This is a genomic window from uncultured Tenacibaculum sp. (genome assembly GCF_947502995.1).
Classification (GTDB): Bacteria; Bacteroidota; Bacteroidia; order Flavobacteriales; family Flavobacteriaceae; genus Polaribacter.
Genome location: NZ_CANNBW010000011.1, coordinates 84,678 through 106,798, shown reverse-complemented (window position 1 = coordinate 106,798; position 22,121 = coordinate 84,678). Strand labels below are relative to the sequence as shown.

At 30.4% G+C, this 22,121-nt stretch carries 20 protein-coding genes; 17 read left to right on the top strand and 3 right to left on the bottom strand.

Translation table 11 applies throughout. The annotated features are described in order from the left end of the window. The first annotated feature begins 18 nt into the window (after positions 1-18). From Q1A46_RS10685 to Q1A46_RS10620, 14 genes are all read left to right on the top strand, one after another. On the top strand, positions 19-567 hold the full coding sequence (locus tag Q1A46_RS10685) for an RNA 2'-phosphotransferase (protein ID WP_299677958.1): 549 nt from the start codon (positions 19-21) through the stop codon (positions 565-567). A gap of 105 nt (positions 568-672) precedes the next feature. Continuing rightward, a complete protein-coding gene (locus tag Q1A46_RS10680; protein ID WP_299677955.1) occupies positions 673-1,233 on the top strand; it encodes a 2OG-Fe(II) oxygenase in 561 nt (186 codons plus the stop codon). Between the two features lie 231 nt (positions 1,234-1,464). After that, positions 1,465-2,064, top strand: a complete 600-nt coding sequence (locus Q1A46_RS10675; RefSeq protein WP_299677952.1) for a macro domain-containing protein — start codon at positions 1,465-1,467, stop codon at positions 2,062-2,064. A 10-nt stretch (positions 2,065-2,074) separates the two neighbouring features. Further along, positions 2,075-2,668 carry a DUF4291 domain-containing protein gene (locus Q1A46_RS10670; protein ID WP_299677949.1) on the top strand — a complete coding sequence of 198 codons (594 nt, stop codon included), beginning with the start codon at positions 2,075-2,077 and terminating at the stop codon, positions 2,666-2,668. 245 nt (positions 2,669-2,913) lie between these two features. Next, the gene (locus tag Q1A46_RS10665; protein ID WP_299677946.1) at positions 2,914-3,726 is read left to right on the top strand and encodes a Sir2 family NAD-dependent protein deacetylase; all 813 of its coding nucleotides are present in this window, start codon (positions 2,914-2,916) and stop codon (positions 3,724-3,726) included. Between the two features lies 1 nt (position 3,727). After that, positions 3,728-4,480 carry a metallophosphoesterase family protein gene (locus Q1A46_RS10660; RefSeq protein ID WP_299677944.1) on the top strand — a complete coding sequence of 251 codons (753 nt, stop codon included), beginning with the start codon at positions 3,728-3,730 and terminating at the stop codon, positions 4,478-4,480. Positions 4,481-4,638: 158 nt separating this feature from the next. Continuing rightward, the gene (locus tag Q1A46_RS10655; protein ID WP_299677941.1) at positions 4,639-5,181 is read left to right on the top strand and encodes a hypothetical protein; all 543 of its coding nucleotides are present in this window, start codon (positions 4,639-4,641) and stop codon (positions 5,179-5,181) included. A gap of 12 nt (positions 5,182-5,193) precedes the next feature. Continuing rightward, on the top strand, positions 5,194-5,745 hold the full coding sequence (locus Q1A46_RS10650) for an NADAR family protein (protein ID WP_299677938.1): 552 nt from the start codon (positions 5,194-5,196) through the stop codon (positions 5,743-5,745). A gap of 57 nt (positions 5,746-5,802) precedes the next feature. Next, positions 5,803-8,229 (top strand): S9 family peptidase, encoded by a 2,427-nt coding sequence (locus Q1A46_RS10645; RefSeq protein WP_299677935.1) that lies wholly within the window; start codon positions 5,803-5,805, stop codon positions 8,227-8,229. Between the two features lie 165 nt (positions 8,230-8,394). Next, on the top strand, positions 8,395-8,730 hold the full coding sequence (locus Q1A46_RS10640) for a hypothetical protein (RefSeq protein WP_299677932.1): 336 nt from the start codon (positions 8,395-8,397) through the stop codon (positions 8,728-8,730). 2 nt (positions 8,731-8,732) lie between these two features. Then, positions 8,733-9,590, top strand: coding sequence for a hypothetical protein (locus tag Q1A46_RS10635; protein WP_299677929.1), 858 nt, complete (start codon positions 8,733-8,735; stop codon positions 9,588-9,590). Between the two features lie 2 nt (positions 9,591-9,592). Beyond that, complete coding sequence (locus Q1A46_RS10630) at positions 9,593-10,666, top strand: adenylosuccinate synthetase (RefSeq protein ID WP_299677926.1); 1,074 nt, start codon at positions 9,593-9,595, stop codon at positions 10,664-10,666. Continuing rightward, a complete protein-coding gene (locus Q1A46_RS10625) occupies positions 10,663-12,111 on the top strand; it encodes a nicotinate phosphoribosyltransferase (RefSeq protein ID WP_299677923.1) in 1,449 nt (482 codons plus the stop codon). The genes Q1A46_RS10630 and Q1A46_RS10625 overlap by 4 nt, the downstream gene beginning before the upstream one ends. 79 nt (positions 12,112-12,190) lie before the next feature. Beyond that, positions 12,191-15,613 (top strand): amidohydrolase family protein, encoded by a 3,423-nt coding sequence (locus Q1A46_RS10620; RefSeq protein ID WP_299677920.1) that lies wholly within the window; start codon positions 12,191-12,193, stop codon positions 15,611-15,613. Positions 15,614-15,667: 54 nt separating this feature from the next. Here Q1A46_RS10620 and folD read toward each other — a convergent pair whose 3' ends face one another. From folD to Q1A46_RS10605, 3 genes are all read right to left on the bottom strand, one after another. Beyond that, positions 15,668-16,546, bottom strand: coding sequence for a bifunctional methylenetetrahydrofolate dehydrogenase/methenyltetrahydrofolate cyclohydrolase FolD (folD, locus tag Q1A46_RS10615; RefSeq protein WP_299621968.1), 879 nt, complete (start codon positions 16,544-16,546; stop codon positions 15,668-15,670). Between the two features lie 74 nt (positions 16,547-16,620). Then, positions 16,621-17,949 carry a signal recognition particle protein gene (gene ffh, locus Q1A46_RS10610; protein ID WP_299677917.1) on the bottom strand — a complete coding sequence of 443 codons (1,329 nt, stop codon included), beginning with the start codon at positions 17,947-17,949 and terminating at the stop codon, positions 16,621-16,623. 41 nt (positions 17,950-17,990) lie between these two features. Then, positions 17,991-18,518, bottom strand: a complete 528-nt coding sequence (locus tag Q1A46_RS10605) for a DinB family protein (RefSeq protein ID WP_299677914.1) — start codon at positions 18,516-18,518, stop codon at positions 17,991-17,993. Positions 18,519-18,663: 145 nt separating this feature from the next. On the opposite strand from Q1A46_RS10605, the gene Q1A46_RS10600 reads away from it, so the two are divergent. The 3 genes from Q1A46_RS10600 to Q1A46_RS10590 all read left to right on the top strand — a co-directional run bounded on the left by Q1A46_RS10600 (position 18,664) and on the right by Q1A46_RS10590 (position 22,120). Continuing rightward, positions 18,664-20,004, top strand: coding sequence for a hypothetical protein (locus tag Q1A46_RS10600; RefSeq protein ID WP_299677911.1), 1,341 nt, complete (start codon positions 18,664-18,666; stop codon positions 20,002-20,004). A gap of 77 nt (positions 20,005-20,081) precedes the next feature. Next, positions 20,082-21,092: a sensor histidine kinase gene (locus tag Q1A46_RS10595; RefSeq protein WP_299677908.1), complete on the top strand. Its 1,011-nt coding sequence runs from the start codon at positions 20,082-20,084 to the stop codon at positions 21,090-21,092. Continuing rightward, a complete protein-coding gene (locus tag Q1A46_RS10590) occupies positions 21,089-22,120 on the top strand; it encodes a histidine kinase (RefSeq protein WP_299677905.1) in 1,032 nt (343 codons plus the stop codon). The genes Q1A46_RS10595 and Q1A46_RS10590 overlap by 4 nt, the downstream gene beginning before the upstream one ends. Position 22,121: the final 1 nt, after the last annotated feature.

Sequence of the window (22,121 nt, the reverse complement as noted above, 5' to 3'; positions counted from 1 at the left end):
AATTAAAAACAAAACAAAATGAACGAAAGAGAAATAAAAAGTATAAGTAAGTTTCTAAGTCTACTACTTAGACATCAACCTGATTTAATCGGATTGAAATTAGATAAAAATGGTTGGGCAGATGTAGCTGAACTTATTGAAAAATCGAAAAGAAAAGGAAAGCACTTTTCAATAGAAAAACTAGAAGAAGTAGTTGCAACAAACGATAAAAAGAGATTTAGTTTTAATGAAGATCAAACAAAGATTAGAGCCAATCAAGGTCATTCTTTAAAAACGATTGATTTAAAATTAGAAGCTATTCAACCACCAGAATATTTATATCACGGAACGGTACCAAAGTTTATGCAATCAATAAGAGAAAAAGGATTGCAAAAAATGAGCCGACAACATGTGCATCTAAGTCAAGATTTAGAGACAGCAACAAAAGTGGGAAGTCGAAGAGGAGTTCCTACGATTTTAACTGTTCGCTCAGGAGCAATGCATGTAGCAGGATTCGAATTCTATCAATCTAAAAATGGAGTGTGGTTAACAGATCATGTACCAGCAAATTTTATAGAATTCAAATAGAAGAAATATTAAAGTATGTCAAACTAGATTTCCGTCATCAGGAGGAAGAATGACGAAGTGATCTTTTTATTGATAGTCTTTGAATATTATTTTAATAAAACGACTATGAAAAAAATTAATGTACACGACGAAATATTTTTAATAGAAAACTTCCTTTCAGAAGAAGAGTGTTTTGAGTATTTACTAAAATATCAGACAGTAGAATTTGAAGAAGCAAAAATTTCTGTAGATGGAAATCAGGTAATGAATAAAGGAGTTCGTAATAACGATCGTTATTTGTTTTTTGATGAAGATTTAGGGCAAGATTTCTGGAATCGATTACAAGATTTTATTCCTAAGAAAGTTGGATTTTATGAAGGAATTGGCTTAAATGAAATGTTTCGAGTGTATAAGTACACCAAAGGTCAACGCTTTAAAATGCACATTGATGGAAGTTACAGAAGGAATTTAGAAGAGCAAAGTTTCTATTCTTTTTTGATTTATTTGAATGATGATTTTGAAGGAGGAGAAACAGCTTTTAGAAACATTGGTACAATAAAACCAAAGAAAGGAACTGTTTTAGTTTTCAGACATCGATTACGTCATGAAGGAAAAGAATTAATTTCAGGAGTAAAGTATGTGTTAAGAACAGATGTAATGTACAAAAGAGTTCAAAAAATTAATTAAGATTAATCTGTTGTGTATTTGGAGTAAAATTCTGTCAATTCGAGTGATTTATCGAAATGAAATGAAGAAAAATTGTATCGAGAATAAGAATTTTAACTTAGAAATAGTTCTCGATACACTTTTTCGTACCTAAAAAGCACTCGAACTGACAATCTAAGATTAACAGGTCAAGACTAGATTTTTTTGATTCTTTTTTCATCAATGGAAAAAAGAATAATAATTTATAAAAGCATGAAAATAAAACTAGTATATAAAGAACCAGAATTAGGAAAAGCTTGGAAATCTTACTTTTCAGAATATGAAGATGTTGAAATTATAGAAGAAGATATAGTTAAGGTTGCTTGCGACGCAATTGTTAGTCCAGCAAATTCTTTTGGTTTTATGGATGGAGGTTTAGATATTCATTTATCAGAAACTTTAGGTTGGCATATTCAAGATGAATTACAGAAACGAATAGCGCTATTAGATGAAAGAGAATTGTTGGTAGGGCAGTCAATGATAATTCCAACGGAGAATGAAAAAATCCCGTATTTGATTTCTGCTCCAACAATGCGAGTTCCTATGAGTTTTAATATCGCAACTTCGGTGAACGCTTATTTAGCAATGAAAGCAATTTTAATAGCGGCAAAAAAACACGAAGAAATTCATATCATTGCTGTTCCAGGTTTATGTACAGGTTGTGGAAGAATGCCTTTTGATATTGCAGCAAATCAAATGTTTTTAGCATACGACGAGGTTGTTTTAGGAAATTATAAAGACTATAAAACTTTTGGAGACACACAAAAATTCCAATATCGATTAAATGAAAAAGGATTGATCTGGGATTATTAAAATTTAAAAAATGGCTAATTATCAGGAAATAAGAGCCAGTTATGATAAAAACACAATAACTGTTTATCAGGCTTATAACAAAATAATAGCAACGAAAGCTCTTAAAAATAATCGATTTGAATCGCCTTTTTCATTTACCAGAATGACATGGATTAAACCATCATATTTATGGTTAATGGAACGAAGTAATTGGGGAACAAAAAGTAATCAAGATTATATTTTGGGAATTAAAATAAAACGAATTAAATGGGAGAAAGCTTTAGAAATGGGGGTATTAACAGATCCTGATACTAAAGTTTATAAAAGTGGAATGGAATGGGAACAAAAATTTAAAGAAGCTAAAGTTCATATTCAATGGGATCCAGAACGAAATATTAGAGGAAATAAATTGGAACATAGATCTATTCAAGTAGGAATCAGTAGGTGCTTAATACATGAATTTAATGAAGAATGGATTCAAGAAATTGTTGATTTTACACCTTTAACGAAGAAAATCAATGAGCTGAGAAAGAAAGGAAAATATACCGAAGCCAAAAGACTTCTTCCCAAAGAACGAATTTATAAATTGCCTTCTTCATTAGAAGATAAAATAGGCATAAGATAATTTTAGAGATAAATTATACACTAGAAATAGTTATGATGTACAAAAGAGTTTAAAAGTTAATTATGAGAAGTGTCATAAAGATAATACACCTAAAAATCTACCACAAGATGCGTTAAGAATGAAAAGCTGTCTGAGTGAAACGAGTTCATCGAGGATATTCTTTTTTAGAGTGATATGATCTTAAGGCTAGATTTTTTGATTCTTTTTTCATCAATGGAAAAAAGAATGATTAATAAAGAAATAAAATGAAAGAGTTAAAAGAAATACTAACTAAAGTAAATTCAAAGAATAATAGAAATAACATCACATTCCTAACTGGAGCAGGAATATCATCAGCAAGTGGAATTCCAACGTATAGAGGAACCGATGGAATATGGATAAAAGGAACGAAATATTACAAACCCGAATCGTTTGGAACTTTTGAACATTTTAGTAAGAATGCAGATGAAGTTTGGCAATACACATTTTTTAGAAAGAAAATGTTTGCAGAAGCTAAACCGAATGCATCGCATTTTAAATTAGTTGAAATAGAGAACACTTTACAAGATCGTTTTCATTTAATCACACAGAATATAGATAACTTGCATCAAAGAGCGGGATCTAAAATTGTATACGAAATACATGGTAATTTAAGAGAAATGCGTTGTGCAGATGAATGTTCGAAAGATGTTTATAAAATGCCTAAAGAGATTCAACTAAAAGCTATAGATGAAGATTTAAGTTACGATGAAAAGAAATTATTATTGTGTCCAAAATGTGGAACAGATACGCGTCCGAATATTTTATGGTTTGACGAGTTTTATAATGAACGAAATTTTAAACTTCACACAACATTAAAAATAGCTAAAAATTCTGGAGTTTTAATAATTTTAGGCAGTTCTGGAGCTACTACTTTACCGAATAGATTAGTAGAACAAACAATTAAATACGGGGGAGCTGTAATAGACGTAAATCTAGAAGATAACAACTTTACAGAAAACTTTAGAGATAAAAAGCAGTTTTACAAGTATAGAGGTACAGCGCTAGATTTTTTAACACAATTTCAAGAAGCATTATAAAATGGAACCAAGAACATTTACCATAGGAGATATACACGGAGGCTTATTAGGCTTACGTCAGTTAATTGATAAACTAGAGTTACAGCAAAACGATACCTTAATTTTTTTAGGAGATTATGTAGATGGTTGGAGTGAATCTGCTCAGGTTATCGATTATTTAATGAAATTAAGAGAAAAGCATGATTGTATTTTCATCAAAGGAAATCACGATGAATATTGCGAAAACTGGTTAAGAAGTGGAATAACGAATGATATTTGGTTATTTCATGGAGGTGTAAAAACAATTGAAAGTTATGATGGATATACAGAGTATGATAAACTACAGCATTTACAGTTTATAGAACAAATGAAGTTATTTCATATTGATGCTGATAATCGATTGTTTATTCATGCTGGATTTTCATCAATGCACGGACCGCAAAAAGAAATGTATGAATCTAATTTTAATTGGGATCGAACACTTTGGGAAACGGCAATTTCTTTAGATAAAACTTTAGATAAAGATTCACCTTTATATCCAAAACGATTGACCTTATTTAATGAGATTTATATCGGGCATACACCAACAACAAGATATAATCAATTCGAACCTATGAATGGAGCTAATGTTTGGAATGTAGATACTGGAGCAGCTTTTAAAGGACGTTTAACGGCCTTAAATATCGATACGAAAGAGTTTATACAAAGTGAAGAGGTCAGAAAACTATATCCTAAAGAAAAAGGTAGAAATTCAATGCCCTATTTAGTGATTTAAGTTTATTATTCTAAATATTTGATTTAAGAACAAACGTCAACCTGAATTTATTTCAGGTTCTCATCAAAATAAGATGGGTAACATGAGATTCCGAAATAAATTCGGAATGACGTTAAAACATATTTATCGTTTAATACTAAAATTCAAAAACTAATCTCATGATTGTTATTCAAAGTAAAAGAAGAAAGGTAGAAAACATTTTAAAAGATTTTCCAGATGCAGTTATAGTTGATGTAACTTCAAAAGGAGAAATGCCAATGGTAAAATTTAGTCCGTTTTATCCCGTAGGAAATATTCCAATTTCTTTTTCTGAAGGTAAATATTCAGCTTCTGTAGAAGGAATATGGCAAGGATTAAAAGTTTTTGAAACACAAGATGTAGATGAATCAAAGTTTAAGGTGACTTCTATGAAAGGTTTAAAAAGAACAGTTCGAAAATTTGGAAAGCCTTTAGGACATAGAAAAGGAGTGAAAGGAGAGGAATTGTTAGATTATATATCAGCAAGAAAGGAAATTTATTTGCCAATATATAATTGGGTTTTAGATCATGTTTTACAAAAAGAATTAAGAGAGTTAACTAAATTGTCTAAAAGTAAAACATTAGTTCTTTTAGATTATGAAACTAATGAAGAAATCGAAAATTCCAAGAAACCTCTATCTCACGCTGGATTGATTAAGATGAAAATAGAAGGAAGATTATAAAATATAAAAGCTATGAAATATTCAAATACAACTATACAAGAAAGATATAATACAGGAGAACATTTAAAATATATTTTCTTCTGGGGACATCAACCCAATAAAGATGGAAGTATAAGTAAATCATGTTTCAGTCAATGGTGGGAGTCTGATTTTGTGATTAACGGAATTACATACAAAACTGCTGAACATTATATGATGGCAGAAAAAGCTAGATTGTTTAACGATGAAGAGGTTTTAGAAGAAATATTATCCTCAAATCATCCGCATGATGTGAAACAACTAGGACGAAAAGTAAAAGGATTCAATTCATCAGTTTGGGATAATCAGAAATACTTAATAGTTTACAAAGGAAATTTAGGAAAGTTCTCTCAAAACGACGCATTAAAAGAATTTCTAATGAACACTAAAGATAGAATTTTGGTAGAAGCTAGTCCGTATGATAAAGTATGGGGAGTTGGTTTGGCTTCAGATTACAAGAATATTGAAAATCCGAACAGGTGGAAAGGATTAAATTTGTTAGGCTTTGTTTTAATGGAAGTTAGAGACCATTTAAGAAAAAATTAGGATTTGTTTAAAAAATAATGGGTAATATGCAAAGTCAAAAACCTATTAATTTAAACTATGAAAATTCTCAAAATTATTACTTTTGCGCTTATTTTTTCCGGAATGCAAAGCATTACTTCACAACAAAACTTAGGATATCAAAAACCTTCAAAAGAAATTTTAGATTTAGTAGATGTTCCTCTTGCTCCATCTATACGAATAGATGATAAAGGAGAGAACTTAGTTTTTCTATACAGAGACAGTTACAAGTCTATAGAAGAATTATCTGAAAAAGAAATGAGATTAGGAGGACTTAGAATTAATCCTAAAACAAATATCTCTAGTAGAGCTACATATTTTAATAATATTAAACTCAAAAAAACAAGTAGCGAAACTATCAAAGAAGTGAAAGGTTTACCTACTTCACCAAGATTAGCAAACTTTTCTTGGTCACCAAACTACAAAAAGATTGCATTTACCAATACAGTAAGTACAGGTGTAGAACTTTGGATTTTAGATATTGCTTCTGCAACAGTTCATAAAATCACCGAAGCAAATTTAAATGCTAATATGGGAAGTCCTTTTTTATGGTTTAAAAATAATGAAGCATTATTAGTAAAAGTTTTACCAAACGATAAAAAAGAATTAATAAATCAAGCTACTGCTGTTCCTTCTGGACCAACAATTTCAGTGAGTGAAGGAGTTAAAGCTCAAAACAGAACATATCAAGATTTATTAAAGAACCCTAATGACGAACATAATTTCGAACAGTTAGTAAGATCAGATATTTATAAAGTAGACTTAAAAGGACAAAAAAGTAAATGGGCAAATACTGCTATGTATTGGAGAATGTCATTTTCTCCAGATGGTTCTTATATAATGACTACAGAATTAGATAAACCATTTTCGTACTTAGTGCCTTATTCTCGTTTTCCACACGAAACAAAGATTTATAAAAGTGATGGAACATTCTTTAAGACAATTAACAAAGTTGAAAATGATGAGGTTCGTCCAAAAGGGTTTATGTCTACAATTAAAGGAAAAAGAAGCTTTAGTTGGAGAGCAGATGAAGGAGCTACTTTAATATGGGCAGAAGCTTTAGATGGAGGAGATCCTAGTGTTGAAGTATCTCACAGAGATGAAGTTTTTGAATTAAAAGCACCATTTTCAGGAACACCTAGATCTATTTTAAAAACAGTAAACAGATTTAGTGGGATTTTATGGACGAATGATAAAAATAAAGCTTTAGCTTACGGATATTGGTGGAATACAAGAAACTTAAAAACGTATTTATTCGATCCAGAGAATAACAGTAAAAAACCAGAAATATTATTCGACTATAATTATCAAGATAGATATAGCGATCCAGGAAGTTTTGTAACTGTTAAAAATGAATTAGGAAGAAACGTAGTTTATATTGAAAAAGGGAAAGTATATCTTAATGGAGATGGTTATACAAAAGAAGGTCAATTTCCTTTTATAGACAAGTTATCTTTAAAAGATAAAAAGACAAAAAGAGTGTATCAATCTGCATATAAAGATAAAAAAGAAGAGATTTATACTGCTTTAGATTTAAAGAAAGGTAAATTTTTAGTTGGAATAGAATCTGCTAATGATTATCCTAACTTCTACATTCGAAATATTAATAAGAATAACAAATTAAAGCAAATTACAAATTTTGAAAACCCATTTAAGAGTCTTCAAAATGTTCATAAAGAAGTAATTAAATATAAGAGAGAAGATGGATTAGAACTTTCAGGAACATTGTATTTGCCAGTTGGTTATGATAAAAATAAGAAAGAGAAAAAGCCAATGATACTTTGGGCTTATCCAAGAGAATTTAAAAATAAAAAGAGTGCAAGTCAATCAACTTCAAATGCAAATTCTTTTACTTATCCTTATTGGGGATCAGTTATTTACTGGGTAACTAAAGGATATGTTGTTTTAGATGATGCTTCTTTCCCAATTGTAGGTGAAGGAGATGAAGAACCAAACGATTCGTTTAGAAAGCAACTTGTAGGAAATGCAAAAGCAGCTATAGATGCTGTTGACAAATTAGGATATATTGATAGAAACAAAGTTGCTGTAGGTGGACATTCTTATGGAGCGTTTATGACAGCTAATCTTTTATCTCATTCAAATTTATTTGCTGCAGGAATAGCTAGAAGTGGAGCTTACAATAGAACATTAACTCCTTTTGGTTTCCAAAGTGAAGAGCGTAGTTATTGGGATGCACCAGAAGTGTATTATAAAATGTCACCTTTTATGCATGCTGATAAAATGAAAACTCCTTTACTATTAATTCATGGAGAAGCTGACAATAACTCAGGAACATATCCATTACAGAGTAAACGATATTTCAATGCATTAAAAGGATTAGGAGCTACTGCAAGATTAGTAATGTTACCAAAAGAGAGTCATGGTTATAGAGCGAAAGAATCAATATTACATCTTTTATGGGAGCAAGAACAATGGCTAGATAAATATGTAAAGAATAAAAAATAAGTTATTTCAACTCAATTTAAAAGAACCATCTAATTAGGATGGTTTTTTTATGGATAAAATTTTATTGCGTAAAAATAACGCAAAATATTTTGTAAATCTGTTTTCTTGATTTATATTTGTGTTGTAATTACGCAAATACATTTGTTTGTGATAAAATAAAATAGTATGAGTGAAGAATTAAAACCAAGATTTGTTGATGCCTTACGAAGGAATAACGATCAAATTAGAGAAGACAGAGCTAGAACTATTGGAGAAGATGCAGAATTAATCTATCGAAGAAGAGTAGAAGACATCGAGTTAAAAATTAAAAGATTAACTAGAGAACAAGAAGGAGCGATAGACATCAGTCCATTAGATAAAAACAGTTTAACGTTTGCAGATTTTGATCCGGAAAGTTTTGTGATAAAAGACATAGAATTATCCTTAAAAATCAGAAACTTAAACATTCAATTAGAAATTGCACAAAAACGATACGAACACTTATTCGGTAAAAAAATATAATTATGGGAGGAACTAGATACAATTTAAGTAAAAGAGCTTTAAAAGCACAAAAGGAAGGTTACGCAAGTAAATCAATAAATGAAATCTTTAAGCAAAATAGAGAAAGACGTGCACACAATTCAATGAATCCGAATGGAGTAGATTTCAGAGAAGCAAGAGATTCAGAAGTACACCCAAATTCATTTCCAGTAATCTTAGCGTTAGATGTTACTGGAAGTATGGGACATATTCCACATGATTTAATTAAAGAAGGTTTACCTAAGTTAATGGGAGGAATTATTCAAAATGGAGCAGAAGATGTCGCTTTATTATTCTTAGGAATTGGAGATCATGAATGTGATAGTTATCCATTACAAGTTGGTCAGTTTGAATCTGGAGATGAAGAATTAGATATGTGGTTAACGAGAACTTATATCGAATCTGGTGGAGGTGGAAATGCAGGTGAAAGTTATTTATTATCATGGTATTTCGCTGCTTTTCATACAAGAACAGATGCTTTTGAAAAGAGAAATCAAAAAGGAATTTTATTTACGATTGGAGACGAACCTAATTTGAAACATTTACCAGCTTCAGCAATACAAGAAATTATGGGAAGCGGTCAGCAAACATTTTCAGAAATGGAATTGTTTCAAGAAGTTCAAAAGAAATATGATGTTTTTCATATTAGTGTAAATCATTCCGGAAGAGCTATTCAAGCAGAAAAAGGCTGGAAACAATTATTAGGAGACAATTGTATTTCTGTAAGTGATTATAGAACAATTCCTGAAGTTATTACAAAAGTAGTATGTGAAAATTATCCAACAGCAAGTGGAAAAACAGATATTTCAGGAGTAAATTTTGATGATATAGAAATGTTATAAAGATGAAAAAAGCAAAAATAGTTATAGGATTAGGTTTTGGTGACGAAGGAAAAGGTATTACAACAGATTTTTTGTGTACTAAAAATCCAGAAGCTATAGTAGTCCGTTTTTCGGGCGGACAACAAGCAGCACACACGGTTAAAATAGGAGATAGAAAACACGTACACTCTAGCTTTTGTAGTGGAGCATTACGCGGATTACCTTCGTATTTTAGCGAACACTGTACTATTCATCCTACTTTTTTGCATACAGAATTACAAGAATTAAAAAAGAAGAAAGGCAACGTTACTTTGTCAGTTCATCCATTGGCAAAAGTAACGACTCCTTTCGATGTTTGGTCGAATAGGAAAAACAGTAAAAATTTAGCTCACGGAAGTTGTGGTAAAGGAATAGGAGCAACGATGAAGAGAAATGAAGGTCCGTATAAATTGTATGCAATCGATTTGGTAGGTCCTAAATCTATGCTTTTAGAAAAACTAAACAGTATTGCAAACTATTATGGATTATTTGATATTCCAGAATTAAGTGCTGAAGTAACATATTTTTTAGATTGTGTTTCCGATTTAGATATAAAAATTAAAGACTATTCTTTTTTAAATACATATGAAACCATTATTTTCGAAGGTAGTCAAGGAGTATTGTTAGATATGAATCATGGTACGTTTCCTAATGTCACTTATGCAAATACAACAGCAAAAAATGCCATTGAGATTTGTGAAAAGTTAAACATTGAAAATATAGAAACCTATTATATCACAAGATCTTATGCGACACGACATGGAAATGGTTGGATGCTAAATGAAGAAGAATTAAAATTGGTAAATACTGAAGAAGAAACCTGTGTTTACAACGAATTTCAGAAACATTTACGAACAGCTAAACTAAACATACCGTTATTATTACATGCGAAAAATATCGATCAGATTTATAATAAATCAAAGAAATCAACTTTAGTAATGACGTGTTTAGATCAATATCAACCAGAATTAAATTGGGAGTTATTAAAAGAACATTTTGATGAATTTTATGGCTCTTACGGTGCAGAATCAACAGCAATTAAAAAAATAAACATATGAATCCCTTATTATATACAGACGGATACAAAGTAGATCACAGAAGACAATATCCTGATAATACTACTTTAGTATATTCTAACTGGACACCAAGGAAAAGTAGAATTGAAGGTGTAAATGAAGTTGTGTTTTTTGGATTACAATACTTCATTAAAAAATATATAATTGAAGATTTTTCAAAGAATTTCTTTCAGCAACCAAAGGAAGAGATTTCAAAAAGATATGCGAGAAGAATCAATAATTATTTAGGCGAAAATCAAGTGGGGATAGCGCATATTGAAGCATTACACGATTTAGGATTTTTACCAATGGTAATTAAAGCTTTACCAGAAGGAGTTTCAGTACCGATTCGTGTGCCAATGTTTACCATGTATAATACATTACCTGAGTTCTTTTGGTTAACAAATTATTTCGAAACTTTATTATCTACAACAATTTGGATGCCTTGTAATTCAGCAACAATAGCGAAGCAATACAGAAAGATTTTAGATAAATATGCTTTAGAAACTTCTTCAATTCCTGAATTTGTAGACTGGCAAGGTCATGATTTTTCTATGCGTGGTATGGCAGGATTAGAAGCTGCTGTTTTATCTGCATCTGGTCACTTACTAAGCTTTACAGGAACCGATACAATTCCATCAGTAGATTTTTTAGAAGAATACTATAATGCAAATTCTGATACAGAATTAATCGGAGGATCTGTCGCAGCAACCGAACACTCTGTAATGTGTATGGGAACAAATAGTGGAGAAGAAGAAACTTTTAAAAGATTAATTACAGAAGTATATCCTAAAGGAATTGTTTCTATCGTTTCTGATACTTGGGATTTATGGAAAGTATTAACAGAATATCTTCCGAACTTAAAAGAAGAGGTTTTGGCTAGAGATGGAAAAGTAGTCATTCGTCCAGATAGTGGAGATCCAGTTGATATTATTTGTGGAAATCCAAACGCTACTTCAGAAGTCGAACAAAAAGGAGTAGTAGAATTACTCTGGGATATTTTTGATGGAGTTACAAATGAAAAAGGATATAAAGAATTAGATGCGCACATCGGAGCTATTTATGGTGATAGTATCACTTTAGCTAGAGCAACTCAAATTTGTGAGCGATTAAAACAAAAAGGATTTGCATCTACTAATGTTGTTTTAGGAATCGGTTCTTTTACATATCAATATAATACAAGAGATACTTTCGGGTTTGCTATGAAAGCAACGTACGGAGAAGTAGACGGAGAAGGAAGAGAGATTTTTAAAGATCCAATTACAGATGACGGAACTAAAAAATCAGCGAAAGGATTAATTAAAATTGAAAAAGAAAATGATGCATATAAATTAGTTGATCAAGTTTCTTGGGAAGAAGAACAAAAAGGTGAACTAAGAGAAGTATATAGAGATGGAAAATTATTAATTGATGATAGTTTAGCTGAAATTAGAAAACGATTATTATAAACCTTGTTAATTAAAGTTTTAGGTGTTTATAATAAACTGAAAAATCAATATCTTTGGTTAGAATATTAACCAGATAAATATGATAATTAAAAGTAAAATAAGAGTATTCGTACTCTTATTTTTGTTTACGAGTATACATAGTATTTTTGCTCAAGAAACAAAAAAGAAGAAAGATTCTATTAAGAAAAAGGCTACAAAAACACTCCCGCTTGAGCCTAAGAGAACAATTTCATTTACTACAGATAAAGGAACTTGGATTTCTTTAGATGTTAGTCCAGATGGTAAAACGATTGTTTTCGATTTAATGGGAGACATTTACACAATTCCAATTACTGGAGGAAAAGCAACTCAAATTACTAAGGGATTAGCTTATGATGTGCACCCTAAATATAGTCCAGACGGAAAATCATTAGTGTTTATTTCTGATAAAAGTGGTTCTGATAATATATGGACACTTGATTTAAAAACCAAGAAGGATAAACAAATTACTAAAGAAAGTAAACATAATTTCTTTTCAGCAGAATGGACTCCAGATGGAGATTATATAGTTGGAGGAAAAGGAAGAAGAAATATAAAGTTGCACATTTATCATAAGGATAGTGGTTCAGGATCACAATTGTTTGGGAAGCCTAAATCAATAAAAGCAATTGATCCTGCTTTTAGTCCAGACGGAAAATTATTATACTTTTCACAACGTTTTGGCTCATGGAATTATAACGCAAGTTTGCCTCAATATCAAATAGGAACTTATGATATGGAAGATGGTGATAGATCTGTTATTACCTCAAGATATGGATCAGCTTTCACTCCTACATTATCAAATGATGGAAATTGGATGGTTTACGGAACTCGATTTGAAGATGAAACAGGTTTAATTTTACGTAATTTAAAATCAGGAGAAGAAAGATGGTTAGCTTATCCAGTCCAAAGAGATGAACAAGAGTCAATTGCTCCTTTAGGAGTATTACCAGCTATGTCTTTTACTCCAGATAGTAAAAATTTAATAACTTCTTACGGAGGAAAAATTTATTCAATTCCTGTTTCAGGAGGATCAGCAAAAGAAATCCCTTTCTCAGTAGATGTAAACCTAGATATGGGACCAAGATTAGAATTTAAATACCCTATAGAAGATACAAAAGAAGCTTTTGTAACTCAAATTAGAGACGCAAAACCTTCACCAGATGGAACCAAACTTGCATTTACGGCTTTAAATAGATTATATGTTATGGATTTGCCTAACGGTAAGCCTAGAAGATTAACTAAAAATGATTTTACTGAAGCGCATCCAGCTTGGTCTCCTGACGGAAAAAGCATTGTTTTTACAACTTGGAAACAAGGTGGAGGTCATTTATATAAAATAAATAGTACAGGTAGAGCAAAACCAGTTCAGTTAACAAAAGAAGTTGGTGTTTACACAGAACCTAGTTGGTCGTATTCTTCGGATAGAATTGTATTTATTAAAGGAGCTGCACAAGTTTATGATGATGCAGTGAGTCCTTTTACAAGTAGAGTACAAGAGGATTTAGCTTGGATTCCTTCAGCTGGTGGAGCTATTACTATCATAGATAAAACAAAAGGAAGAGGAAAACCTCATTTTACTAAAATAGATAATCGTATTTATTTAAATCATTTCACGAAAGGACTAATTTCAATTCGTTGGGATGGAACAGATGAAAAACAGCATTTAAAATTATCAGGAATTACAACTTACGGTTCTGGTGATGTTTTCGGAAAGGGACATAATCATGCAAATGATGATCATCCACATACAGCAATGCCAAGTAATGAAGAAGGATGGAGAGAAAGTAGTAAGGCATCTAAACCTTCAGAAATTCAAATTTCTCCAGATGGAAAATCAGCATTAGCACAAATTAATAATAACATTTATACTGTTGTTATTCCTCGTTTTGGAAAAACACCTTCAATTTCATTAGCAAGACCACAAAGTGCATCTTTCCCAGCAATGAAATTAACTATTTTAGGAGGAGAATTTCCTGCTTGGTCTTCAGATAGTAAAAAAGTACATTGGTCTTTAGGAGCCAGTCATTTCAAATACGATTTAAATGCAGGTAAGAAGTTTAAAGATAGTCTTGTTACTGCCAAGAAAAAAGAAATGGAGCTCAAAAAGAAAAAGAAAGGCGATAAGAAAGATAGTAAAAACAAAAAAGCTAAGAAGAAAAAAACACCTAAGTTTAAAGCACAAGAGTTTAAAATTAAGGTAAAATATATACAAGATATTCCTCAAGGAACATTATTATTAAAAGGAGGAAGAATCATTACTATGAATGGTGAGGAAGTTATAGAAAATGGTGATGTATTAATAGAGAATAATAGAATTAAAGCTGTTGGTAAGTCTGGAACTATAAATGTGCCAAGAAAAGCTAAAATAATAGATATAACAGGGAAAACAATTGTTCCTGGTTTTGTAGATACACATGCACATATGTGGCCATATTGGGGATTACATAAAAATCAGGTTTGGTTATATTCTGCAAATTTAGCTTATGGAGTTACTACAACTAGAGATCCTCAAACTGGTACTACAGATGTATTAACATATGCGGATATGGTAAATTCGGGTATGCTTCATGGTCCGAGAGTTTATAGTACTGGGCCAGGTGTAGGTTTTTGGCAATATCAAATTAAAAGTTTAGATCATGCTAAAGATGTACTAAAGCAATACAGTGAATATTATAATACAAAGAGTATTAAAATGTATTTAGTAGGAAATCGCCAGCAACGCCAATGGATTATTATGGCTGCAAAGGAGTTAAAATTAATGCCTACTACTGAAGGTGGATTAGATTTTAAATTAAACATGACTCAACTTTTAGATGGTTACCCAGGTCATGAACATTCATTCCCAATTTATCCGATATATAAAGATGTTACTAAAACTGTAGCTGAATCTAAAATGGCAGTAACACCAACACTATTAGTTTCTTATGGAGGTCCTTGGGCTGAAAATTATTATTATTCGAGAGAAAACGTTTGGGGAGATAAAAAAATCCAATATTTCACACCTTACGAAGAATTGGCTCAGAAATCTAGAAGAAGACCAGGTTGGTTTATGGATGAAGAGCATGTGTTTAAAAAGCATGCTGAGTTTATGAAAGATTTAATAGAATCTGATGGTGTTGGAGGGATTGGAAGTCACGGACAATTACAAGGTTTAGGATATCATTGGGAGCTTTGGTCTGTTGCTAGTGGAGGAATGAAAAATCTTGATGCTTTAAAAGTAGCAACGATTTTAGGAGCAAGAGCTATTGGTTTAGATGGAGATTTAGGAAGTATAGAGAAAGGGAAACTAGCAGATATTTTAATTTTAGATAAAAATCCATTAGAAAATATACGTAATACTAATACAATTACTCATGTAATTAAAAATGGTAAAGTTTATAAAGGAGATACATTAGATGAGGTTTGGCCTAAAGAGAAAAAAGCTGAAACATTCTATTGGCAAACAAAAAAACCGAAAGGATTACCGGGAATTAAAAAGTAAAATAAAAAAGGAAGCAATTTGCTTCCTTTTTTATTTTATATAATGTATATAGTATTAACTATTTCTACGTTTATTAGCGATAAGTGTATTCTTTAATAACATTGCTATAGTCATTGGTCCAACACCTCCAGGAACAGGAGTAATGAACGAAGATTTTTCTGCTACTTCATCAAAAGCAACATCTCCAACTAATCTAAATCCACTCTTTTTAGAAGCATCAGCAACTCTAGTGATTCCAACGTCAATTACAACAACACCTTCTTTTACCATATCACCTTTTAAAAATTCAGGAATACCAATAGCAGCAACAATAATATCTGCTTCTTTTGTAATTGCTTCTAAATTTTGAGTTCTACTGTGTGTTAAAGTAACTGTAGCATTTCCTACTTTTCTTTTTTGAGAAAGTAAAATACTCATCGGACTTCCAACGATATGACTACGTCCAATAACGACTACATTTTTTCCTGAAGTTTCAACTTCATAACGGTCTAGTAATTCTAAAATTCCGAATGGAGTTGCAGAAATAAAAGTTGGTAAATTTAAAGCCATTCTACCAACATTTTCAGGGTGAAAACCGTCTACATCTTTAGCAGGATCTACAGCTAATAATACCTTTTGTTCGTCGATATGTTTAGGTAAAGGTAACTGTACGATAAATCCATCAATATCATTATCGACATTTAAGATTTCAATTTCATTTAACAATTCAGCTTCAGTAGTTTCTTCTGGCAATTGAATTAAAGTTGATTCGAAACCTACACGCTCACATGCTTTTACTTTAGCATTTACATACGTTAAGCTTGCTCCGTCGTTACCGACAATAATTGCAGCTAAATGTGGTGCTTTTTTCTCATTTCTCTTTAACTCTCCAACTTCTAAAGCAATTTCTTCTTTAATGTCTGCAGAAGTCTTTTTTCCGTCTAATAAAATCATTTCTTGTTGTTAGTGTGTTGTTTATGTTACGTAAATAAAAAAGAGAAGTGGGCACACTTCTCTTCTGTAATTTTTTATCTCATTCCTCGCATCATTTGCATCATTCTTTTGCCTCCGCCGCCTTGCATCATTTTCATCATTTTGCTCATCTGATCAAATTGTTTCATGAGCTGATTTACTTCCTGTACCGAGGTTCCAGAACCTTTTGCGATTCTCTTTTTTCTACTTGCGTTTATAACAGAAGGTTTACTTCTTTCTTCTGGAGTCATAGAACGTATTATAGCTTCTATTCCTTTGAATGCATCATCATCAATATCTACATCTTTTAATGCTTTTCCAGCACCAGGTATCATTCCAACTAAGTCTTTCATGCTACCCATTTTTTTAATTTGCTGAATCTGATTTAAGAAATCGTCAAAACCAAATTGGTTTTTAGCAATTTTCTTTTGTAATTTTCTAGCTTCAGCTTCATCGTATTGTTCTTGAGCACGCTCAACTAACGACACAACGTCTCCCATTCCAAGGATACGATCTGCCATACGATTCGGATGGAATACATCAATTGCATCCATTTTTTCACCTGTACCAATAAATTTAATTGGTTTATCAACTACAGATTTAATAGATAATGCAGCACCACCTCTTGTATCACCATCTAACTTCGTTAATACAACTCCGTCAAAATTTAAAACATCATTAAAGGCTTTTGCAGTGTTTACTGCATCTTGTCCTGTCATAGAATCTACAACAAATAATGTTTCATTTGGATTTACAGCTTTATGAATATTAGAAATCTCTGTCATCATTTCCTCATCAACAGCTAAACGACCAGCGGTATCAATAATCACCACATTTTTTCCGTTTGCTTTTGCATGCTTAATTGCATTTTGAGAAATTTCAACAGGATTTTGGTTTCCTACTTCAGCATAAACTTCAACACCGATTTGTTCTCCAACAACTTGTAACTGATTAATAGCGGCAGGACGATACACATCACAACCTACTAATAATACTTGTTTAGTTTTCTTGTTTTTTAAGTAATTGGCTAGTTTACCAGAGAAAGTTGTTTTACCCGATCCTTGTAAACCAGACATTAAAATTACAGTCGGACTTCCTCCAAGGTTGATACCTACAGTATCTCCACCCATTAATTCAGTTAATTCATCTTTTACGATTTTTACCATTAACTGACCCGGATTTAACGTTGTTAATACGTCTTGTCCTATGGCTTTTTCCTTAACCGAGTTTGTGAATTGTTTTGCAATTTTAAAGTTAACATCGGCATCTAAAAGTGCTCTACGAACTTCTTTTAAAGTTTCGGCAACGTTAACTTCATTTATCTTACCATGACCCTTCAGCGAGTGTAGAGCCTTATCTAATTTTTCACTTAAATTATTAAACATCGATGTCTGCTACATTTTTTAGAGGCACAAATATAGGTATTTTAAGAGTAGTTTTCAATTAAATCTCTTGTATGATGTTCAGTATGATGTGCTGTCCACATAATTATTTCACGAAGCGGCATTTTTCCTAGTAATGGGTGAGGTAAAATTAAATTATCTAGTTTATGATCGCTTAATTTTTGAGTCTTACTTTGTAATTTTTTATTGTGTTTTTTTAGTGTAGTTACCAGTTTAATTAGTTTCTTTTCGTCTGGTGTACTCACTTTACTATTAAAATCTCTAGCTTTGTCTTTGTATTGAACTAACTTTTCATTGTATTTTTTTACAATTTCATCATAAGTTCTTAATTCTCGATTGGTTGTTCCGAATTTTGCTTTTAAAATAAACGAGGGTAAACTTAAAGCAAGATTTAATGGTTTTATAGAATCTACAAGATGTTGAATTTGTTGCCCGGCTGTCCATCTATTTTCTGGCCCTTTTTTCCAGTAATTTCCCTCTTGTTGTTCAATCCATTTAAATAATTCTTGGTGCTTCTCTTCTAATAAATTTGAAATTGATTTTTTATCCATGAAAGTTTTAAAATGAAATGTATTTTAAAGATATAAAATTAAATTTTACAATTGACTACAATAAAAATACAGTTGGTTACATTTCGTTTTTTTAAAGTCTAATCATCAAATACTTTTGAAGCTATAAAAACAAAAAATAGTAATTATGAAAACAAAATCGATCATATTAACATTGTTCATAATATTATCTTCTGTAGCATTTAATGCAACAGCACAGACAAATGTTAAAATTTATGGGAAAAACGGAAAACTTAAAAAAGCCGTAGGTAACATTACTTTATTCATAAAAGGAAAGGGAAAATTTCAGATAGAATATGAAGGTGAAATAGAAGTTTCTGATGATGATAAAGATATTGTTTCTATAACTAGAGGTGGTTTTATTGAGATTAAAAAAACAAGTTTTGGAAAAAAGAGAAAGTTAGTAATTGAGGCTGAAAATGGTACGTTAAGGAAAAGGTATTATGTCGGTTGGAGCGAAAAAAGTTTTGAACCTGAAGGAAAAGTTTGGTTAGCTGAAATTTTACCGGAAATTATTAGACATACAGGTATAGCAGCTGAAGCTAGGGTTGATCGATTTTATAATAGAGGAGGAGCGAATGCAGTTTTTAATGAAATAGAAAAAATTGATGGTGATTATGCAGAGGCTAAATATTTTAAATTATTATCAGATAAGAATTTAAATAATTCTGAAATAGTTAAGTTTATCAACTTAGCAGGAAAAACAATTGATTCAGATTATTATTTATCAGATGTTCTTCAAAAGAATCAAGATATATTATTACAAAATGAACAAAGAGCATCGGCTTATATAAACGCAACTAAAACTATAAAATCAGACTATTACAAATCTCAGTTATTAACAAATGCTATAGATAATATGGTTATAACTGATGATCAATTAGAAAAATTATTAGAAATTTCTAAAAATATTAGCTCAGATTATTATTTAACTGAAGTATTGACTAAAATTTTAGATCATAGAGATTTAAATAAATCAAATATGAGTAAAATTATGATGTTATCTAATCAAATTAGTTCTGATTATTACAAAAGTCAGATATTAAAAAATGCGTTGAAAAAGAAAGACTTATCTAAAGAAAATTATAACGCATTTATCAAATCTATGGGAGATGTAGATTCTGACTATTATGCATCTAGTGTTATAAAAGATTTACTTAAAAAAGAGTTAGATGATAAATCATTAAATGAATTAATTACACTTATAGAGAATAATGTAGATTCAGATTATTATGCATCAGATGTTTACAAAAAAATAGCAAAAAGAAATTTAACAGAAGATCAACTTTTAAGAGTTTTAGATTCTTTAAAAACAATAGATTCTAATACGTATTTATCTTCTTCTTTAGTAGCTTTTGCACCAAAAGTTAAAAGAGCTTCACAGCGTGTAAAAGATGCTTATTTAAAGAGGGCAAAAAGTATAGATTCAGATCATTACTTTGGTAAAGCTATGAAAGCAATTTATTAAAACCATAAAGTAACTAAATATCATGTTGATTTTTAGTTACTTTATTTGTGTTATATCAACTATCAAACATGAAACTAATGAAAATACATCTTCTCACTATTATAACTGGTCTAACATTAGGAATATCAGTGGGGTATTTTATACTAATTGGAGAGCAAAAAGGAGAAGAGATTAATATAATCAACATCTTTTTATTAACTTGTTTAGGGATAGTGTGCGGATATTCAAATTTGATTATTTCCAAAGTTTTAGATAGGCAATTACCATGGAAGACTAATGAAGGAACACGATTGTTTCTGGGAATAATTTTACATTTTGTAATTACTTTTTTAATTAGTGTTTCTCTTTTTTACTTCTATCTTTTGGCATTGAATCCTATTTCTGATTTTCTATCAGAATATTCATTGATTTTAATAAAATTGAGTATTATACTTTTTATAATTTCAATATTGTTTCAAGTAGTTTATTTTGCTTTATATTCATATTATGCATACGCTACTTTACAGATAGAAACAGTAAAACTTCAGAGAAATCAAATAGAACATCAGTTAGAAGCTTTAAAATCACAACTGAGTCCACATTTTTTATTTAATGGTTTAAACGCAATTTCATCATTAACTCATAAAGACAAAACAAAAGCCTCTTTATTTATTAGAAAGTTAGCTTTAATGTACGATTATGTTTTAAAAAGTTACTATACAAAACTTACTGAATTAGAGAAGGAAATGGAATTAGTAGCGTCGTACATTTTCTTAATTAACAATAGATTCGAAAATAAATTTAAATGTGAAATAATATTATCTCCTGTCTTATCAGGAACTAAAATTCCACCATTATCTATACAAATGTTGGTTGAAAATGCTGTTAAACATAATGTTTTAAGTATTGAAAAACCTTTGATGATGAAAATTACCAACGATGAGGAATTTATTTATGTTCAAAATAACATTACATCGAAGCCTAAAAATGTTAGTTCTTTTAAAATAGGATTGAAGAACATTAATAACAGGTATTTGCTTTTAACAGGAAAAAATATAGAAATGAGTAACGGAGATAAATTTCTAGTAAAATTGCCAATTATACGATGAAAAAGTTATTTATACATAAACCTTTATTTCGATTACTAAGTCCTGTTTTTAGTGGAGTAGTGGTGTATTTATTAATTCTTTTAGTGAATAATAATGTAGCACAAATTGAACAAGAATTTTTAGGGCAAGAATTGTATGTGTGTATTGGGTTATCTTACATCGTACAAGAGTTTTTAAGATTTTCATTATTACAATTTAAAAGATTTCTTAAATCATTAAGTACTCCTGTTTTTATACTGATTCAAGTCTTCGTTACTATATTATTATGTATTGGAATCGTATCGTTATTTATGACGATTTATTACAAGAAAGTATTAGGGTTTTCACCAAATTTTGAAGAATTATTATTGTTCAATAGTATTTTTAGTGTAGTAAGTGCTATTTATATTTTACTTTTTATTAGCCACGAATATTTACATAAAATAAATACAGATAAATTAAAGGAAGAGCAACAATATCTTCAATTTATTGAAGAAGATTTTCAAGAATTTAAACAAGGAATCAACCCTAGTTTATTATTCGAAAGTTTAGAAAATTTATTAGTATTAATTCAAAATGATACTGACTTAGCAGATGATTTTATTGATCATTTAGCAACTATATATCGTTATATTTTATCAAGTAAGGAAAAACAATTAGTAACAATTCAAGAGGAATTAGAAACTACAAACGAGCTGGTACATCTTTTTAATTATTTACCATACAGAAATATTACAATGATAAATGAAGTAAAAAGCGATTTCTTAGTCGTACCAAGAAGCTTACTTTTTACAATTGAACAAATTATTAGAACAACAATTATCTCATCGAATTTAGAATTAAAAATAGAATTAAAAGAAACTGAAAACAGTTTTATTCTTACTTATCTAACCAATGATAAAATAACAGCACCTTTTACATTACAGCATATTAAAGAGATAGAAAGAGTTTATAAGATTTATAGTGATATAGAAATACAACTTATTACAACCGATCTTAAACGAACGATAACTCTACCAAAACTAACTACCAAAACTGAAGAAAACTAAA

Excerpts from the sequence above, each read along its gene's own strand:
- Q1A46_RS10625 (WP_299677923.1), top strand. The coding sequence starts at position 10,663 with ATGAATCCCTTATTATATACAGACGGATACAAAGTAGATCACAGAAGA.
- Q1A46_RS10680 (WP_299677955.1), top strand. The coding sequence starts at position 673 with ATGAAAAAAATTAATGTACACGACGAAATATTTTTAATAGAAAACTTC.
- Q1A46_RS10595 (WP_299677908.1), top strand. The coding sequence starts at position 20,082 with ATGAAAATACATCTTCTCACTATTATAACTGGTCTAACATTAGGAATA.
- Q1A46_RS10590 (WP_299677905.1), top strand. The coding sequence starts at position 21,089 with ATGAAAAAGTTATTTATACATAAACCTTTATTTCGATTACTAAGTCCT.
- Q1A46_RS10660 (WP_299677944.1), top strand. The coding sequence starts at position 3,728 with ATGGAACCAAGAACATTTACCATAGGAGATATACACGGAGGCTTATTA.
- Q1A46_RS10635 (WP_299677929.1), top strand. The coding sequence starts at position 8,733 with ATGGGAGGAACTAGATACAATTTAAGTAAAAGAGCTTTAAAAGCACAA.
- Q1A46_RS10620 (WP_299677920.1), top strand. The coding sequence starts at position 12,191 with ATGATAATTAAAAGTAAAATAAGAGTATTCGTACTCTTATTTTTGTTT.
- Q1A46_RS10655 (WP_299677941.1), top strand. The coding sequence starts at position 4,639 with ATGATTGTTATTCAAAGTAAAAGAAGAAAGGTAGAAAACATTTTAAAA.
- Q1A46_RS10650 (WP_299677938.1), top strand. The coding sequence starts at position 5,194 with ATGAAATATTCAAATACAACTATACAAGAAAGATATAATACAGGAGAA.
- ffh (WP_299677917.1), bottom strand. The coding sequence starts at position 17,949 with ATGTTTAATAATTTAAGTGAAAAATTAGATAAGGCTCTACACTCGCTG.
- Q1A46_RS10640 (WP_299677932.1), top strand. The coding sequence starts at position 8,395 with ATGAGTGAAGAATTAAAACCAAGATTTGTTGATGCCTTACGAAGGAAT.
- Q1A46_RS10670 (WP_299677949.1), top strand. The coding sequence starts at position 2,075 with ATGGCTAATTATCAGGAAATAAGAGCCAGTTATGATAAAAACACAATA.
- Q1A46_RS10605 (WP_299677914.1), bottom strand. The coding sequence starts at position 18,518 with ATGGATAAAAAATCAATTTCAAATTTATTAGAAGAGAAGCACCAAGAA.
- Q1A46_RS10675 (WP_299677952.1), top strand. The coding sequence starts at position 1,465 with ATGAAAATAAAACTAGTATATAAAGAACCAGAATTAGGAAAAGCTTGG.
- Q1A46_RS10600 (WP_299677911.1), top strand. The coding sequence starts at position 18,664 with ATGAAAACAAAATCGATCATATTAACATTGTTCATAATATTATCTTCT.
- Q1A46_RS10645 (WP_299677935.1), top strand. The coding sequence starts at position 5,803 with ATGAAAATTCTCAAAATTATTACTTTTGCGCTTATTTTTTCCGGAATG.
- Q1A46_RS10665 (WP_299677946.1), top strand. The coding sequence starts at position 2,914 with ATGAAAGAGTTAAAAGAAATACTAACTAAAGTAAATTCAAAGAATAAT.
- Q1A46_RS10685 (WP_299677958.1), top strand. The coding sequence starts at position 19 with ATGAACGAAAGAGAAATAAAAAGTATAAGTAAGTTTCTAAGTCTACTA.
- folD (WP_299621968.1), bottom strand. The coding sequence starts at position 16,546 with ATGATTTTATTAGACGGAAAAAAGACTTCTGCAGACATTAAAGAAGAA.
- Q1A46_RS10630 (WP_299677926.1), top strand. The coding sequence starts at position 9,593 with ATGAAAAAAGCAAAAATAGTTATAGGATTAGGTTTTGGTGACGAAGGA.